At 57.3% G+C, this 17354-nt stretch carries 14 protein-coding genes; 6 read left to right on the top strand and 8 right to left on the bottom strand.

Annotation, left to right across the window (positions count from 1 at the left end):
• Positions 1-12: 12 nt before the first annotated feature.
• The 5 genes from D3791_RS10260 to D3791_RS10280 form a co-directional block, all read right to left on the bottom strand.
• Positions 13-912 carry a hypothetical protein gene (locus D3791_RS10260; protein ID WP_172512111.1) on the bottom strand — a complete coding sequence of 300 codons (900 nt, stop codon included), beginning with the start codon at positions 910-912 and terminating at the stop codon, positions 13-15.
• Positions 913-986: 74 nt separating this feature from the next.
• Positions 987-2000, bottom strand: coding sequence for a pseudouridine synthase (locus tag D3791_RS10265; protein ID WP_172512112.1), 1014 nt, complete (start codon positions 1998-2000; stop codon positions 987-989).
• Positions 2001-2038: 38 nt separating this feature from the next.
• Positions 2039-2863, bottom strand: coding sequence for an Fpg/Nei family DNA glycosylase (locus tag D3791_RS10270; protein ID WP_172512113.1), 825 nt, complete (start codon positions 2861-2863; stop codon positions 2039-2041).
• Between the two features lie 25 nt (positions 2864-2888).
• Entirely contained in the window at positions 2889-7553 is a 4665-nt protein-coding gene (locus D3791_RS10275) for an ATP-dependent helicase (protein ID WP_172512114.1), read from the bottom strand.
• A gap of 58 nt (positions 7554-7611) precedes the next feature.
• Entirely contained in the window at positions 7612-8802 is a 1191-nt protein-coding gene (locus D3791_RS10280; RefSeq protein ID WP_246242009.1) for a Fic family protein, read from the bottom strand.
• A gap of 186 nt (positions 8803-8988) precedes the next feature.
• Here D3791_RS10280 and D3791_RS10285 point away from each other — a divergent pair, with 186 nt between their 5' ends.
• A complete protein-coding gene (locus D3791_RS10285; RefSeq protein WP_172512116.1) occupies positions 8989-9519 on the top strand; it encodes a GNAT family N-acetyltransferase in 531 nt (176 codons plus the stop codon).
• A 323-nt stretch (positions 9520-9842) separates the two neighbouring features.
• On the opposite strand, the gene D3791_RS10290 is transcribed toward D3791_RS10285, so the two are convergent.
• Positions 9843-11072 (bottom strand): MFS transporter, encoded by a 1230-nt coding sequence (locus D3791_RS10290; protein ID WP_172512117.1) that lies wholly within the window; start codon positions 11070-11072, stop codon positions 9843-9845.
• A gap of 52 nt (positions 11073-11124) precedes the next feature.
• Between D3791_RS10290 and D3791_RS10295 the strand changes: the two genes are divergently transcribed.
• Both D3791_RS10295 and D3791_RS10300 read left to right on the top strand, forming a co-directional pair.
• A complete protein-coding gene (locus D3791_RS10295; protein WP_172512118.1) occupies positions 11125-12159 on the top strand; it encodes a GlxA family transcriptional regulator in 1035 nt (344 codons plus the stop codon).
• A 99-nt stretch (positions 12160-12258) separates the two neighbouring features.
• A complete protein-coding gene (locus D3791_RS10300; protein WP_022875503.1) occupies positions 12259-12714 on the top strand; it encodes a GNAT family N-acetyltransferase in 456 nt (151 codons plus the stop codon).
• A gap of 54 nt (positions 12715-12768) precedes the next feature.
• Here D3791_RS10300 and D3791_RS10305 read toward each other — a convergent pair whose 3' ends face one another.
• On the bottom strand, positions 12769-13248 hold the full coding sequence (locus D3791_RS10305; RefSeq protein WP_172512119.1) for a GNAT family N-acetyltransferase: 480 nt from the start codon (positions 13246-13248) through the stop codon (positions 12769-12771).
• A 53-nt stretch (positions 13249-13301) separates the two neighbouring features.
• Positions 13302-13889 carry a TetR/AcrR family transcriptional regulator gene (locus D3791_RS10310; RefSeq protein WP_172512120.1) on the bottom strand — a complete coding sequence of 196 codons (588 nt, stop codon included), beginning with the start codon at positions 13887-13889 and terminating at the stop codon, positions 13302-13304.
• Between the two features lie 143 nt (positions 13890-14032).
• On the opposite strand from D3791_RS10310, the gene D3791_RS10315 reads away from it, so the two are divergent.
• The 3 genes from D3791_RS10315 to D3791_RS10325 are packed head-to-tail and all read left to right on the top strand — an operon-like array spanning position 14033 to position 17206.
• The gene (locus D3791_RS10315) at positions 14033-15502 is read left to right on the top strand and encodes an APC family permease (RefSeq protein ID WP_172512121.1); all 1470 of its coding nucleotides are present in this window, start codon (positions 14033-14035) and stop codon (positions 15500-15502) included.
• A gap of 39 nt (positions 15503-15541) precedes the next feature.
• Positions 15542-15874 carry a cupin domain-containing protein gene (locus D3791_RS10320; RefSeq protein ID WP_022875507.1) on the top strand — a complete coding sequence of 111 codons (333 nt, stop codon included), beginning with the start codon at positions 15542-15544 and terminating at the stop codon, positions 15872-15874.
• Between the two features lie 9 nt (positions 15875-15883).
• Positions 15884-17206: a flavin monoamine oxidase family protein gene (locus D3791_RS10325; protein WP_172512122.1), complete on the top strand. Its 1323-nt coding sequence runs from the start codon at positions 15884-15886 to the stop codon at positions 17204-17206.
• Positions 17207-17354: the final 148 nt, after the last annotated feature.

The raw sequence follows: 17354 nt of genomic DNA on the forward strand, positions 1-17354 counted from the left end.
GCGGCAAAAGTCCTAGAAATCTACGGGCTTGCCGCGCTGGGCGCGGTGTTCCGCGTGGCTGATCCGGAACCGGCGGTTTTCGGCCATGAGGAACACCAGCAACGACATCAGAATGCAGATCGCCGCCACCCATAGCCCGGTCGCATCCCTCAGCCACCCGTTGATGGCGGCGGCAATCATGGCGATGCCGAAACCGCTGGCCAGTGCGTGGCGCCCGCGTTCGGTATGCGCGTACCCGGCGGCCAGCAAGGACACGGCAACGGCAACCAGTGCGACCTGCAGGTTATGGCTGGTTTCGTTCCAGCCCGCCACGGCCAACCACAAGTGCAGCGTGTAGGCCATGGAAAAGCCGGCCAGGAAACTCAGCGGCGCATCGGTGAACCAATGCTCCTTCTTGTTGCGCGCAGTCAGGCGATTGAGTTGGTGCACTCCGACCAGCGCCAACAGCGAAGCAAGGGTAGCGAGAACTGCCGCGGCCGTCTGCAGGAACCCGGCGGCGAGGGTGATGGCGCAGGCAGCCATGGCTGAAGAGCTGATGGCGAAGATGCTGATGACGCGTTGACGGCGAGCCGAAAGCTGGCCGGGGCTCAGCGAAAAAGCGGCGCTGGCCAACAGGAAGACCGACGTAACTGGCCAAAGTATGGCCGGGACAATGCTGCTATCGAGCAGGCTAATGCGATCGCGTCCATCCATCGAGGATGAGAACACCAGGGATGTGATGAGCAGCAAGAGGGCTGCCGAAGCCAACAGGTAGCCTCGGATCTTGTCGAAGGGCTCGACTTCGGGATTCGGGCGATCATCCGGAGCCGGGTAGGGCAGGACAAAATCATGCTCGGCTGAGGTGGCAGGCGTGGCCAGCTGGCCGGGCTCCATCAGCGAATCGATGGGCGGGGTCGGATGCTGCTCGGCCATGATGCTTCGGTCCCTAACGATTGCTGAGTTATCAGAAATAGCCTAGGGCAGTTCGGTGGCGTTGAGAAGCACCGCTAGGCGATGGGCGATTCAGCCAGCTTCTGGGCAGAGGTGAAACTGCGGTCGATTCCGGTCAGCGGATCAGTGAAGGAAATGGTGTGCGCCAGAAGCTGCAGCGGGCGCTGGTAATCATCTGGAGCCAGATCCCATAAACGCGGGTAAAACGCGTCATTGATGATTCCCAAGCCCAGCGATGCCAGGTGCACGCGCAGCTGGTGGGTCTTGCCGGAATGGGGTTTCAGATCCATCAAGGCCACCTCCAATCCTGCATGGTGGCCGGAGCTGCGGCCTACTGCTTCGACATCAATGAAGGTCTTGGCATTCGGTGCGCCGTCCTCCACGATCGAACGCAGCTGGCCTTTGACCTTGGACATGCGGTTCTCGAAGATCATCGGCATCTGATCAAGAAGCTCGTGCAATTGCGCCTCGTCCTTGACCAGTGAGTGTTCGCCGTTGGGCTGGAGCACCCGACCGGTTTCCAAGCCGTCTCCCGGTTGCAAAGCGACGACAGCCTTGTAGCGTTTGCTGATTTCGCGGCGTTCAAAAAGCATCTGGTAGGCGCCGCGGGTTTCCGGGTTGACGGCAAAAAGGATGACGCCTGCGGTGGCTCGATCCAGCCGGTGCATTGGCACAAGATCATCGATGCCGGTCTGGTTGCGCAGACGCACCAGGGCTGATTCCTGGATGAATCGTCCGCCAGGAGTGGTCGGCAGGAAGTGCGGCTTGTCCACCACCAGCAGATGCTCGTCTTGGTGCAGGATCTTCGCTTCAAAAGGTATCGGTGTTTCTACCGGCAGCGAGCGGTAGTACCAGATGAACTCGTGCTCGCCCATCGGGGTCTGCCGGTCCAGCGGCACTCCGCCGAGCCCGACAATTTCTTGGTTGTCGAAGCGTCGCAGTATGCCTTCGGGGTCCACATGGCCGAAGCGCTCCAGCAAATAATCGGCCACGGTGGCCCATCCGCCGTCCTGCGGGAGGCGCAAACGGGTCGCATTCACGCCGTTGCGAACGGGGAGTGGGGATTCCATAGCCATAAAGGCTATTCTTTCATCTTTGCGCCAGGGCTTTAGACCGCTGGTTGGCAATGCGGGCACCAGTAGCAATCCCGCTCGGCGCCTTCCGGTGTGGAAGGGATCTTGAGCAGCTCGATACGTGTACCGCAGCGAAGGCAAGGTTTCCCGGCGCGGCCATAAACCCACAGCGGTTCCCGGGTGCGTTCTTGGCCGGTGGTCACACGACGTGCCCGGTCCTTATTGATGTCCAGCAGGCGATGGGCGATCTGCACTACCGTTGGCAGATCGGCAATCTGCCCGACTTCGGTCAGCGGATGCAAACGCCGCAGGAATAGGATTTCGCTACGGTAGACATTTCCCACGCCCGCCATGATCCGCTGGTCCAAGAGCGCCTGGCCGATGCCCTGGTGCGGATCGTGGCGCAGGTTATCTGCTGCCAGCACTGGATCCCAATTCGCACCCAGCAGATCCGGTCCCAGATGACCGACGAGGTCGGATTCCTGTTCGGTAGGCACCAACCGCACCTGGGCAATGTCAAAGCCCACGGCGGTGACCATGGCGGTCTTGAGCACTACCCGCGCGGTGTGCGCCGGTTTCTTCCAGCGCTCGCTGGGCGCATAGAGATCCCAGCGGCCCTCCATCAGCAGATGTGAATGCAAGGTCAACGGCTTGGCGGAAATTTCGGAAGCAACGCTTGCCGGAGGTTTCAGCCGCATCAGCAGATGCTTGCCTGCGGGAACGACCTCATGCACTGCATAACTCGTGAGATCCGTTGTCGCCAGGGCCGGTACACGAAAGTCCGAGGACAGCAGGGATTGTCCGGCCAGCGCGTGATGGAGCCGGGCCGTGGCACGATAAACGGAATCACCTTCGGGCATGAGCCTTCTTCTTTCTGCCGCTAATTCAGCGCCGGAATCGAATTCCTTGCGGCGTGGAATAGAATCCGGCTGCCAGCAGCGCTATTCCCACAGGATGGTCAAGAACCGGTTGTCCGTCCACGGTGGCGATAGCGATTTTCTCCACCTTCGCAGTACGCAGGGCTGCCACCAAGTGCATGGCGATGATGTTCCATGACTCTTCGGGAAGCTGGGCAAAGGTCAATACCGTGCGACCGCCGCGTTCAAGATAGAAGCACAATTGGCCATCCAGCAATCCGACGATGGCTCCTGCCTTGCGTCCGGGGCGATGTCCGGTTTGCGTGGTTGGCCAGCCCAGCGCAGCACCGTAAGGGTTGGCCGGGTCGGTGGATGCGAGCACCACCGCAACCGGCTGGCGTCGCGGATCCTCTGATAATTGGTATCCACGCAAACGGTCGATCGTGGTGGAAGTGGAGAATTGGGCTGCGCCCAGCTTTTCCACGAAGTAGCCGCGTCGGGCATGCCCGGCCTCTTCCAGCTTGGACAGCACCCGGTAGAGCTGGCCGAAACCGCCTGGTACTGCTTCAGCTGCGACTGAGCCGCGGGTGAGCACACCATAACGCTCCAGCATGATTTCGGCGGTAGCATGCGCGGAAATAGTCGGGTCCGCCACCGGTTGGGGAAGCAAGGACCAGCGTGCTGAACCACGCGGACCGCGCATCGGAGAGCCGCCCTGTTCCTGTGCCAGCCGGTTCAGGCCCGAGAGCCGGTTCAGCCGGGCGGCCCTGGCCCGCGGTGCTGGCTTGGCGATCTTGTGCGCAGTGCTTCCGCCCGCCAAGTAACCGCGAATCGGGGCCAGCGTGTCAGGCGAAATATAGCCTGCCCAGAACAGGCGCCAGCAGGATTCGGCAATATCGGTGGCACTTACCGGAGGCTTATCCGGATGGTGGATACGGGCGGCCAGTTCTTCAGCAAAGTAGGCGCCGGTCGCTTCAAAGGCTTCAAGTACGCGCAGATCCAGTGCCTGCAGGTCGTTCGCGTCAGGGGTCGGCAGGGAGAGTGCTGCGTGCTCCGCGGTATGCAATGACAACCAGCCGTCTTTGCCACCGGACGCTCCGGCGCCGCACACCAGGACATCCCCTGTGCTGCACAGTTCATCGAGCCAGGAGCTCTGGTATCCCTTGAGCCGGGCAGGAAGGATGAAGGACTCCAGTGCTGAAGCGGGAACTTCGGCCCCTGCTAGCTGGGCTACGATTTCATAAACTCCGTCGGCGCCGCTGAGCGTCGAACCTACCTGCTGCCAGGACGGAAGGAACCGGGCATAGGTATTTTGATCAACAGGTTCCACCTCGGCGCGCAGGGCCGCCAAGGACCTGGTGCGGATGGTGCGCAGCACCTGGACGTCGCAGTATTCATCACTGCTAATGCCTTCGGGGACAATTTCCACCGGACGGAAAGCTCCGACCGATAACCGGCCAGCGGCTACCAGCTGGTCGAGTATTGGTCGCAGCACCGCAACACCGAGCGAGAGCTCGGTCGCGATTTCGGTGAGCGTAAAAGGAACATGGGTGCGGGCGAAGCGCGAGATCAGATCCTGGATAGGGTCAGCCACCGGCTCCAAGAACGCGGCAGGAATTCCGGTGGGCAATGGGGTGCCCAGGGCATCACGCAGCTTGCCGGCATCTTCGATCGCCGCATAGGCCAAGGCGCCATTTTGGCGCAGGGTGAAGGCACGCCGGGTGGCAACCAGCGACTCGGCATGTTCCCTAGCCATAGCGGGATCAAGTGGCGCGCTGTCATCATTCGGATCTCGGAGCCGGGCGGCCAGCTGTTCGATGCTCAAAGGTCCCAGAAGGCGCAACAGGTCGGCTGCGCCTTCCATGCCGGCCAACCGCCGGTTTTCCGCCCGGTACTGCAACTGTTCCTGCAGTCCAGCGATGACTTGAGGATCAAGGATTTCACGGACGTCATTGCGGCCCAGCAATTCGCCGAGCAATACCGGATCCAGGCTTAGCGCTGCCGCGCGGCGTTCGGCTAGCGGTGCATCAGACTCATAGAGGAACTGCGCAACATAGCCAAAGAGCAGGGATTGGGCGAAAGGAGAAGGCAACTCGGTAGTGACTTCGACCAGCCGGATGGCGCGTGAAGAGACCTTGGACAGAATCGCAGACAAAGCCGGCAGATCATAAACGTCATTCAGGCACTCGCGTACGGTTTCAAGGATGATCGGGAAATCCGGGTAATTCCGAGCTACATCCAGCAGCTGGCTCGCCCGTTGGCGCTGCTGCCACAATGGCGTGCGCTTGCTCGGGTTGATCCGGGGAAGCAACAAGGCGCGAGCCGCGCATTCGCGGAAGCGGGAAGCGAACAACGCAGAATTCGCCACCTGCGAGGTGACCACGTCGATGATTTCATCGGCTTCAAAAGCAAAAAGGTCCGCTCCGGGTGCTTGGTCATCCATGGCCGGAATGCGCAGCACAATGCCATCATCGGCGGCCATCGCCGAGGCATCCAGCCCCCAGCGTTCGCGTACGCGCGCACCCACGGCCAGTGCCCACGGGGCGTGGACTGCCAGGCCGAAGGGGGAGTGCAGGATGACTCGCCAATCGCCGAGCTCATCATGGAAACGCTCGATCACGAAGTTCTGATGGTTCGGCACCTGGCCGGTAGCCCTGCGCTGTTCGCCCAAGTAATTCAGCAGGTTATTGGCTGCGAAGTCATCCAGCCCACCGGCACGCAAGACTTCTGACGCTTCGGTGCGTTCGCTGGCCAGCAGGCTGGTAGTGAATTCACCCAAGGCTGCGCCGAGTTCCACCGGGCGGCCCAGTCCATCACCGTGCCAGAACGGAAGCTTTCCGGGTTGTCCGAAGGCCGGGGTGACCAGTACCCGGTCATGGGTGATGTCTTCGATGCGCCAGCTGGTCGCGCCGAGGGCAAAGACGTCACCCACCCGCGACTCGTAGACCATTTCCTCATCCAGCTCGCCTACGCGCTTGGGTGCCTTGTCATCTTCGGCACCAGCAAGGAAGACGCCGAAAAGCCCGCGGTCCGGGATGGTGCCGCCGGATATGACCGCGAGGCGCTGGGCGCCGGGGCGCGCAGTGAGCATGCCGGCATCGCGGTCCCAGATCAGTCGTGGTTTGAGCGTGGCAAATTCATCTGAGGGGTACTTGCCCGAGAGCATGTCCAAGGTGGCTAGATAGGCGCTGCGCGGAAGCTGCTGGTAGGGCGCTGACCTGCGTACGGTCTCGAACCATTTCTCGACTTCCAGATCTTCCATGGCTACCGCGGCCAGGGTCTGCTGGGCCAATACGTCGAGCGGGTTGGCCGGGATGACCATTTTTTCGATGGATCCTTGGCGCATGCGCGTGACCACCAGCGCGGTGGAGAGCAGGTCGGCGCGGTGCTTGGGGAAGAAGATGCCTTGGGAAACAGAACCAACTTGGTGTCCTGCACGGCCCACGCGTTGCAGGCCGGAGGAGACGGAGTTGGGGGACTCGACCTGGATGACCAGATCCACCAGACCCATGTCGATGCCCAGTTCCAGTGAGCTGGTGGCGACCACGGCGCGCAGCTTGCCCAGCTTCAGATCCTCTTCAATCTGGGCGCGAGCATCTTTGGAGACCGAGCCGTGGTGGGCTCGGGCGAGCAGGGGCGCTTCCGGGTTCGAAGCCGCGGTGGATCCGGCCTGGGCCATTAATACGGCTGGGGAAGAGGTGGAAGTATCCTCGGCGCTGAATCCCTCGCGTTCGGCGTAGATTTCGTTGAGCCGTCCGGTGAGACGCTCGGCCAATCTTCGGGAGTTGGCGAAGATGATCGTTGAGTGGTTTTCCAGCACCAGGTCCACCAGCTGGTTTTCCACGTGCGGCCAGATGCTGGCCGATGCTGCGGGGGAGGAGCCAGGTCCCAGATCGTGGGCACCAGCTGCCGAAGGCAGATCGGTCATGTCCTCGACCGGGACGCGCACCGCCAGCTCCCACTTCTTGATGGACGGGGGGCGCACGATATTCACCGGTGCTGAACCCGCCAGGAAGCGGGCGACTTCCTCGGGCGGTTCCACCGTGGCTGATAGGCCAATGCGTTGGGCCGGAGTGGGGAGCAACGCATCGAGGCGTTCCAAGGACAATGCCAGGTGGGTGCCGCGCTTGGTATTGGCGATGGCGTGGACTTCATCGATGATGACCGTATGCACTTGGGACAAGGTTTTGCGGGCTTGGCTGGTGAGCATCAGGTACAGCGACTCAGGCGTAGTGATCAGGATTTCCGGCGGATCCTTGAGCAGCTTGCGCCGGTCATTAGCCGGAGTATCGCCCGAGCGTACACCCACCGAAACCGAAGGCTGGGACAAGCCCATTTCATGAGCGGTGGCGCGGATGCCGGCGAGTGGGGAACGCAAGTTGCGCTCAACGTCTACGCCCAAGGCTTTCAGCGGAGAAATATAGAGGACCTTGGTGCCGTTGCCTGTCGGATGATCCGCATCGGATTCCAGGCCAGGCAATGCTGGAGTGTCTAGTTCTGCATGGTGTAACCGGTCCAAAGCCCAGAGGAATGCGGCCAAGGTTTTACCTGAACCCGTTGGAGCGATGACTAGGGTGTGCTTCCCGTCGGAGATGGATTCCCAGGCGCCGCTTTGCGCAACGGTGGGCGCAGAGAAGACATCGGTGAACCACTTGCGGGTGGCCGCACCAAACCGGGAAAGCACATCACTCATGGAATTGATACTACGTTCTCAATAGGACAGTTCGAGAACGGCAGGACGTCAATGCTTTTTACCTGCGTCGTTTGGCACGGGCAGCAAACTGGTCAAGAACCTGCACGACATCTTCCGCCACCCAAATTCGATTGCGTCTGCCGTCAGTGATCTGGGTCAAAACTCCGACGTCGACTAGACGATTGATAGCGACCTGCGCATTGACCGTTGTAATGCCAAGTTGTTCGGCAGCGGTGGCACCGTTGATAACCGGCTGGCGAAGAAGGACGTTTAGTAACCGGTGCACCGATGAGTCTCGCCGAACTTTTACCTTCTCGCGCCATTGACCTTGGACAGCTTCCAAATCTTGTACCAGAACGCGGCCATTGTGAACCGCAGCGAAAGATGCGTCCGCGATGGCACGCACGATTGGCGCAATATCTCCGGAGCGATAAGCGCTCAGAGCGTCAAAATAACGAGAAGTGTCATGTAATAATCCTGCGGAGACAGGAACAGTGACGTTGCGTGTTAGCCGCGCCCCGCGCAACATTGCCTGAATGAGTGCTCGGCCAACTCTTCCATTGCCATCAGGAAATGGATGGATCGTTTCAAATTGGGCGTGGGCAATTGCCGTCTGTACCAGAACAGGAAGATCGGCTCGGTTTGAGAAGTCGACAAGATCGTCCATGAGCTCGGCGACTCGCTCATGATGCGGCGGTACAAACTGTGCCGTGTGGGGGCTCAGGCTTCCTCCGCCGATCCACACCTGTTGATCTCGCCAATGACCAACGATGTCGGGGTTGCTTTGCTCTAACAATGCGCGATGCATTTCTAGGATGGCGTGGCCATCGATAGATTCGGACAGGGCTAGCGCCGCCTGCATGGTCCTGACATTTCCGACGATCAGTTGTGCGTTCTTCGAGGCATGTTCCCCGAGTTCGGCTAAGGCGATCTGTCGAGCGCCGCTGGTCAGGTTTTCAATCTCTGAACTCGAGGCACTTTCAGTGCGTAGAAGTATGGATGCGAATGGTGCAGCGATGTGCCCTACCTCAGCATCAAAGCGAGAGAGTTCGCTGGCCGCTTCCTCGATTAGCGCTTGCAGCTCCCCATCGAGTTGGATATCCAAACCGGAAATGAGTGCGGGCACTGCCGCTAGGTACGGTCCGGCTGCTCGACGTCGTTGCGCTCGGGAGGCGTACTCGTCCTGAACGAGGTCCCAAGCTCGCTCTTCATACGCTGGTGGCGGCCAGTCCATATCCTGCTCAAACATTGGCATGGACTAACCATACCAATGCTTATCGCAATAAACATTGGTATGGGAAAAAGCCACTATCGTTTCTCGAGGGCCTGGGCTCAGCAATGTGAGTCGATTCTCTAAACTCCAGCAGTGGTCTTTGCCGAAACCATTAGGAATGGTTGGGTCCCAAGTCTGTCTGCGCGTGGAATACTTCGATGAATGACGGACACTAATCTGCTGCATCTTGCGACTCAGGACGACACGATTGGCATCGTTGAGCTTCGCGATTCACTGGCACGTTGGCAACAACAAAAGCAGATACAACAATGGGTGCCCGGTGAACTTTCAACTGAACAAGTTGCCGAACAAATTAGCCGCAATGAATGGTGGGTTTGCAAGGAGGACCGAAAGATCATCGCAATGGTTCGTATCGTTGAAACTGACGATTTGATCTGGCCTGAAGATGATCCGCAGGCTGCTTACATCCACGGGCTAATGGTCGATCGGTCTCTATCTGGACAGGGTATCGGACAAGAGGTACTTGCTTGGGCAGAACAAAGCATTTTTGCCACCGGTCATTCAATTGCTCGTCTCGATTGTGTTGCCTCAAATGCAAATCTCTGTCAGTACTACGAACGTCTCGGTTACTCGGAACGTGGAGTCGTCGACTTTGGGCCTGATTCCTCATGGTTTCCAGTGCGTCGATTTGAAAAGCGTGGACTGAGCGGAGCTGATCGTTCGTTTGAGTAACCCATCGCTGATTTGATGGCAGGAACTCGGTCATAACTCGAGGTCCGAACGTTGGATGGATAGCGTTGAAGAATGCTCAACCTTGTCAGCGCAACCGGCTGCGACATCGCCGAAATTTGCTCCTTGTGAAGGTTTGGTTGACACCAAGATTCATGCTTCCAGAGTGACAGGTTCGATCATTTTGGCCTCAAACTAGACCGGGTCGGTTTCCCCAACCCCGCTGCTTGCGCCACGGTGAGCCCTCTTCTCTAGCCACCCATCAATGGCCAGAATCCAAGCCGTACGTGTGGGTGAGGGGGCGCTCCCACCAGAAACTTCAATGCCTATGATTCTGAGGCGACCAATGACGAAGATTGGGCAGCTGCTAATGCATGGGCTCTGCGCGCACGAATACTCAGCCAAACAAGGTTCGTTAGGATGCTCGCAATGACCGCGAGCGCCAAGAGATTTATTCCGTTCCACCCAAGACTCTGCAGAAGCCAAGCAGCCGCAAAAGATCCTCCAGCCGAAATGGCGGCGGTAGCTCCGTCTGTGAAACCTTGGAGTTTCGCTCCTCTGCCTTGAGGATAAGACTGGAGAAGTAATGCCGAACCAGCCACGAATAGAACATTCCATCCAACGCCAACGAGCATCATCGTTGCCGTCATGCCCCAACCCGAGGCCGAAATTAGCCCAATCGCGCACCCAGACGCGATGACCGAGACACCAAAGACATTGGCCTTAAAAGCGCCATACTTTTTGAGCAATAGTGCGCTCAGAGCCGAAGGGGCAAACATCCCTACAAGGTGCCACTGGATCATTGCCGCTCCGACCGCAGAACCGTGGCCTGCATGATCGTTTGCCAACGGACCTGATGCCATAACCAGAGTCATCACTAGCCCTGAGCCCGCTAATATGAGTACTGCTTGTTGAAACGTAGGATTACCGATGCGTTCCTGAATCCTAATTGCGCAATTGTGTGCTTCCCTGTTTCTGCCTGTGGCTGGTGGCATGGTCGCGGCGAGTACCAGTGCGACGATCCCAAGAATTGCTATCAAGATACACGATCCTAAGTAGGGCTGTTCGGCTGTTCTTGAAGCGACGATGGCAGCGAACGGACCCAACGCCGCTGCGATTATTCCGCCGTACATGACTAGCGCGAGGGCACGTTCGCGCTTGGTTGGTGACGCATATTCTGAGGCCACGAATCGTAGGAATCCACCTACTGCCCTGTACCCTCCGGTCAATGCTGTACCCAGGCAAAACAGGCTGAACGAATGCGAAGCGACGGCGATAGCCGACACGGTCCCGCCAACAACAACCGTGAGTGCTCCGGTAACCATGACAGGTCGATACCCAAATCGAGCGGCAGCATGTCCGGCGATGAACGAGCAGACCGTACCGATAACGACGATAAGACTCAATGGAAGCGTCATTAGTGCCGGGACAGATGCTAGCGACATTCCAACCAATCCAGTCAAGGTTAGGTCGATGCTGACGATCATGTAATAGCAGGCCTGGGCGGCAATAAGTTGAGCCAGGAGGATTCGAAATCGGGGTGGTGATTTGATCATGTTCCAACGATTTCACTGGGCAAAAAAGTACGACAGTGGCAGGATTGTCACTATGCAAAAGAATTCTGCCAATTCGATTCAAGGCGTTACTGCCCAAAGCGGTGGACCGAAACCGATCAAAGTTGCGGTCTTGGCGTTGCCCGAAGTTCTAGCTTTGGATTTTGGCATTCCTATTCAAGTGCTCGGGAGAAACACCTCCGGCTTTTACGAGGTAGCAACCTGTGCGGAGGACAGCCAACCGGTACCCGCGACGGGAGGGTATTCGATAGTTCCAGATCGAGGGCTTGATCTGCTGGCAGAGGTGGATACGGTGATCGTTCCAGGATTCACTCACTCCCGAGATCCGCTTTCGCCTGATGTCCTTGAAGCGTTGATCGCAGCACAGCAACGCGGAGCCCGCATGGTTTCGATATGCACAGGTGCTTTTGCTTTGGCGCAGACGGGAATCTTGAACGGTTTGACGGCGACTACACATTGGGAATCGACTGGTGACCTCGCGCGTCTCTTCCCTCAGATCACTGTGGATGAAAATGTTCTCTTCGTCGATAACGGGCAGGTACTCACTTCCGCGGGCGTTGCTGCCGGAATTGACTTGTGCCTTCACCTGGTTCGAAAGGACTGGGGCGCTGCCCAAGGAAATCTGACCGCGCGATCCATCGTTTCCGCTCCACGGCGTGAAGGTACCCAATCGCAGTTCATTAAGAATCGATCGTTGTTTGGTGCCGTTGAGCATCCGACGGACGTTGCGGTTGCCATGGAATGGGCAATTAAGCACATGCACCAATCAATCACAATTGCGGATATCAGCGCAGCGACCTCGCTTAGCGAAAGAACGCTCGCACGAAGATTTGAGACGCATGCAGGGACAACCCCGATGAAGTGGCTTGCCAGTCAGCGGGTCGAACGTGCCAAGGAACTGCTTGAAACGACAACGGCATCTGTTGAAAGGATTGCCGCATGCACCGGACTGGGGTCAGGTGCTAACTTCCGCACCATCTTCAAACGGTCTACTTCGCTGACACCCAGCCAATATCGACACGCATTCAATTCCGGAGATGAATCGACAACACAGCTCGAAACGGCATGATCCACAGTTCCGGCGCGAAATGGAAAATCAGTAGCTGATTTGATGCCCCGAGCAGAGTCATAATTCGAGGATCGAACCACTGATAGCTAGCGTTGAAGGATGCTCAATCTTGTTCGTGCGACCAACGCCGACATCGCGGAGATCTCGGAATTCCTCAGCATCGCTGACCTCACCTTGAGCGGGCTGGACTCGCCCAACGTGCATTTGTGGATCTCACGGGATGAAACGACGGGACGCATTTTCGCCACCACTGGGTATGAAGGCAGCGAAGACGGCCAGCACGCACTGATTCGAAGTGTCGCGGTAGCTCCCGAGCTACGTGGCGGCGGAATCGGCTTGGATCTTGCAGAATTTGCGATGCAACGAGCTGTCGAGGCTGGAGCAAAACAAGCGTGGCTGTTTAGTCGCAGGTCTGGTCCTTTTTGGCAGAAAGCAGGATTCAGCTCAGCGCACACGGATGATCTTGCGTTGGCCCTAGCTTCGACGCACCAGGTTCAGCTCTTTACTGAAACCGGTCAGCTTGAACGCGAGGTTGCTTGGAGCAAGCGGCTCTAAGGGACTAACTACGAGACAGTACCGATTTTCGATAGAAGCGTGTCTGCATTTTGGTCAGCGCTCGGCAACGCGACGTAGGTCGAGGGTGAATCCGGGATATTCGGGGAAGTCGCCGACAAAATCAGGCTTGAATCCCAACGATTCGTAGAAGGCGACCGACTCAGGTGTTGCCTGCCAATCCAGAATCATTGGGGCTGGGCGTTGTCTTGCCCAAGCGAAAGCTGACTCAACCAAGGCACGCCCGGTACCGCTTCGACGAGAACCAGGTGCGACAAAGAGGTCGTGTATGCGGCCAACAGAAAACGCACCCCGTAGACCGCGCCCATAGTCTTGCGCTGCGACATACCCGCTCAGTGAATCTTGTTCTACGGCGACGGCCAGATGCCAATTCGAGTTCTGTAGCAATGTCAGGAAGTTAGGTTCAAAGCCCCTGAGCGTTGTTGCCAGTCCCGGGGTGAATAATCGAGCCAGCTCGTGGAATTCAGCGGCGTCCGACGCTTCAGCCGCTCTGATAATTGTGTCGCTGATTGCCATTTTCGTAGCCTACCGCTTCGAAAGCCTTCACCTTCTTCTTCGGTACAAGCCTCCTAGCTAGAACTATCTACCTGGGTGGTGGACAAATTTGCCTCGAGCAGTTTTTCGATGCATTCGATCGCGTCTTGCACCGACTTGGGATCTGCCACGGTGAGTTGCTGGAGCACCAGGCCGTCTAAAGTCGCAAAAATTGCGCGTGCCAACGGCCGCGTATTCACGTGCCCTTGTTTTGTCAGCAAGTTCTCCAGTGCTCCTATATAGCCTTCGTAGAGCGCGACCGCTTCATCGTGGAGATCGGGACGTCTTCGTGATTCGAGAATGAATTCATATTGGAACATTTGTAGATGTGGTTCGCGATCAACAAGTTCTACTAATTCGCGAGCGAAATTACTGTCGATTGAATCAGTGGAAGAGATGTCGCTCAGTCGCATGGAGCGGGCAGTTGCCCAGGCTACGGCTTCGTGTAACAAGGCATCTTTCGTGCCGAAGTGATGGCTGATCAGAGTGTTGTTAACCTGCGCGACTTCGCTAACTGCTCGGAAAGTCAACCCGTGAAGCCCACGCTCGGCCACCACCTTGACGGTTGCTGCCAGGAGCGCGTCTTTACCTTGGCCATATTTGGTCGTCCGCGTCGTATTCACATTACGAGTCTAATCCCCAAAAATATCTCTTGACACTAAAACTAAGCAGTTGCATAGTTTTAAAGCATGTGAGGCGGAACACGCCTCAGCGGCCGTGTGAACTACTTGCCTCGCGGTCTTAACTCGTGATCGAAAGGCCCTCCATGCCTGACTCGTTCGACCCCAATAGCTCTGTTCCAGTGCTCCATCGCACGCTTCGTTGGCAAGATGCGTTTGCCTTTGCGATGGCTGTCTCTGGCGGTCTCTTTGTATCCTTCGGCGCGACTATGGCTGCCATCGGCGCCCTATCGGCCATGTTTGTTTGGGCACTGGCGGCCGGTATCGGCTGGGCGCAAAACCACCTGTTCGCAGAGATGGCTTCCATGTTTCCGGATAAGCCAGGAGGCGTACCGATCTACGCTCATGAAGCGTGGAAAGGACGATTTGTCCCTGCCGGTGCTTTGGCGTCGTTTGGTTACTGGTTTGGCTGGTCGGCGGTCATTTCCGTAGTGAGTCTTACGGCTGGAGCCATCATCCAAGTTCGCTGGTTCCCAGAGGCAACGTGGGCCCTGAACTTGGGAATTGTGCAGGTAGGCCCGGCGCAGCTGATAGGCATCGTGCTCATCTCGGCACTAATGGTCCCTAACCTCTTCGGTGCACAACCGGCAGCTTGGGTAAACAAGATTTTCGGTGCACTGTTGCTGATACCTTTGCTCACTTTTGTCGTCGCCCCACTGGTCAGCGGCCAATGGAATGTCAGTAATCTAACGTGGGGGCTGGGCCAACCCGGTGCTGATCACTGGGGAGGGTGGAAGGACGCCGCTGTCTGGCTCTACCTTGTTGGATGGACAGCCTACGGCACAGAAATGTGCGCCGCGTTCACCCCCGAGTATCGCAGCACCAAAGATGCTCGGCGTGCGTTGTCGAGTTCTGGTGCCTTTACATTCATGATGTTTGCATTGGCCCCTATCGGCGTTGGAGGGCTCGTCTCGCAGTCCGACGCTGTTGCTGATCCTTCCGCCGTATTCGTTAACGGATTCGCTGCGGTGCTGCCTGCGGGATTTGCTGGCGATGCTGCCTTGCTTATCACCATTGGTGCGCTACTTATGGGTGTCAACGCCAGCATGGCCGACGGATCACGAGCACTCTACGGTGCAGCCGTGGATGGGCTGGTCCCTCGCCAGTTCGAAAAGCTGAACAGACATCAGGTACCTGCTAGGGCTGTTGTGACTGCAGTTGTTATGAATATCTTGCTAGTCATCTTTGTGTCTAATCCGATTTCAATTCTTGTCGCCGCAAATATGGGATATCTCTTGGCGATATTGCTCGCAGTCTCCGGGTTTATTCTTCTCCGGATTGATCGGCCGGAGGCGCCGAGAAGTTTTAGGCTCGGTCGTGCAGCAATACCTCTGGCCGTCGTCACGACCGTCTACGGGGCCGCGGTCTTAATTGTGGGAGCGGCATCATCCGAAATATCCGGATACGGCGGAACCTTCGAGCTGTCCATCGGCGTAGGCATACTTTTGCTCTCACTGGTTCTCTTTGTCATCAGGCGTCGATTCCAGGACAGGCTTCCGCTGCTGCGCGAACTACAACCTGATTCCGAACCAGAGTCTCAGGACTCCAGAGCTTAGATTTTCAATTTCCAACCAACCGAAAGAAGTACCAACATCATGTCTCAGGTATTCCACGCTCATCACGATCCGGCCGAGTTTGTACCATTCGAAGTCGGCACCGTGCAGTGGCTTCGCCGCAACGGTGACAATGGCAATCAGGCGCTAGCTTCTGGCATTTGGCAAATTACCCCTGAACAGGCGCCGGAGCCATTCGACTTGCCGATCAACGAGGACGAAACGATTTACATCGTTTCAGGTCACATCCGTATCGAGGTCGAAGGGCAAGAAACTTTTGATCTCACCGCTGGTTCAATGGCTTCATTGTCCAAAGGCGCCCTGACGCGCTGGAGCATTATTGAACCCACCGTCGAATTCTTCGTTTACAGCTAGGGATCAGACATGGAAACTACTGACGTTGTCATTATCGGTGCGGGCTTTGCCGGACTTACTGCTGCCCGCGAACTTTCCCGACGCGGATTCAACACGATTATTCTGGAAGCCCGTGACCGTATCGCCGGCCGGACTCATCTTGAGGAACACCTTGGAAGGAACCTTGAACTCGGTGGAACGTGGGTGCATTGGACGCAGCCTTACGTGTGGACTGAGATGGGACGCTATGGAATTGCGGCAATCGCCGCCCCCGAATTCACCAAGGCCTATTGGAGTGTGGAGGGGCAACACCGCAGCGGGCATGCTGACGAATTAATGGATCTGCTCGATGCCCCAAACCAAGCATTGCTCGCAGATGCGCGCAAGTATTTTCCGTTGCCATGGTCGCCACTGACGAATTCGGAAGTAACGGACATCGATGGCTTGACGCTTTCCGAAGCTATTGACCGATTGGATCTGTCTGAGGATCAACGTCAACTACTTCGTTCTTTCTGGGCTCTAAATTTCAACGGTCTACTGGATCAAGCGGCTTACACCCAAGCATTGCGCTGGTGCGCGGCAGCTAGCGGATCCTGGCAGCTCATGTTTGAAACTTGCGCCACCTTCAAAATCGAGGGCGGAACCCGACGTCTCGCCGAAGCCATCTTGGAAGATTCCACAGCGCAGCTACGCCTGAAACAACCAGTGGTTTCTATTCGCCAAGACGCAGAACGCGTCCACGTTCAAACAGCTGATGGTCAGGAGATTACAGCCCGTCAGCTAATTCTGGCAGTACCGCTAGCCACTGTGAATGACATTGATATTCAGCCGCAGCTCTCTGCTGCGAAGCGAGAAGCAGCGTGCCGGAGCCATGCCGGTCGAGGCGCAAAGTTGTGGATCAAGGTGAAAGGGCGGCAAGAACGCTTTGTTGCTATGGGGGCTGAAGATGCACCGTTGAACTTTGTCCAGGCAGAGTACATCGATGAAGACTCAACAACTCTTGTATGTTTTGGGCCTCAAGCGGCTGCTGTTGACGTTACTGACCGGGCCGCGGCGCAACAAATCCTCGACTCGCTCGTGCCTGGCTTGGAAGTCTTGGAAATCGCTGGACACAACTGGGTTGATGACGAGCAATCACGTTCCACTTGGGCAATGCACTATACCGGGTTCCTCAGCGAATCTCTGGCTGAGTTGCAGCGTCCAGAAGGTCTCATCCGAATTGCTGGATCCGACATCGCTAATGGCTGGGGAGGATTCATCGACGGTGCCATTGAAAGCGGAATAGCGGTCTCGCGGTCTGTAGCTCAGCAACTAGAGGAAACTGAAAAGGCTGATCTGGGTATTTCTGTTTGATCGTCTGCTGGGCGGACCACTAGCGGTCCGCCCAGCGCATCATGGACAGAATTGGATCGTTAAAGTTCGGCTCCAACTACTATCGAACGCGCCGAAAGTACTCGTCGTGAGAGGGCGACTCGGCGCATCCAAAGCGCAATTACTTGAG

The organism is Glutamicibacter mishrai (assembly GCF_012221945.1).
In the GTDB taxonomy this organism is placed as follows: domain Bacteria; phylum Actinomycetota; class Actinomycetes; order Actinomycetales; family Micrococcaceae; genus Glutamicibacter; species Glutamicibacter mishrai.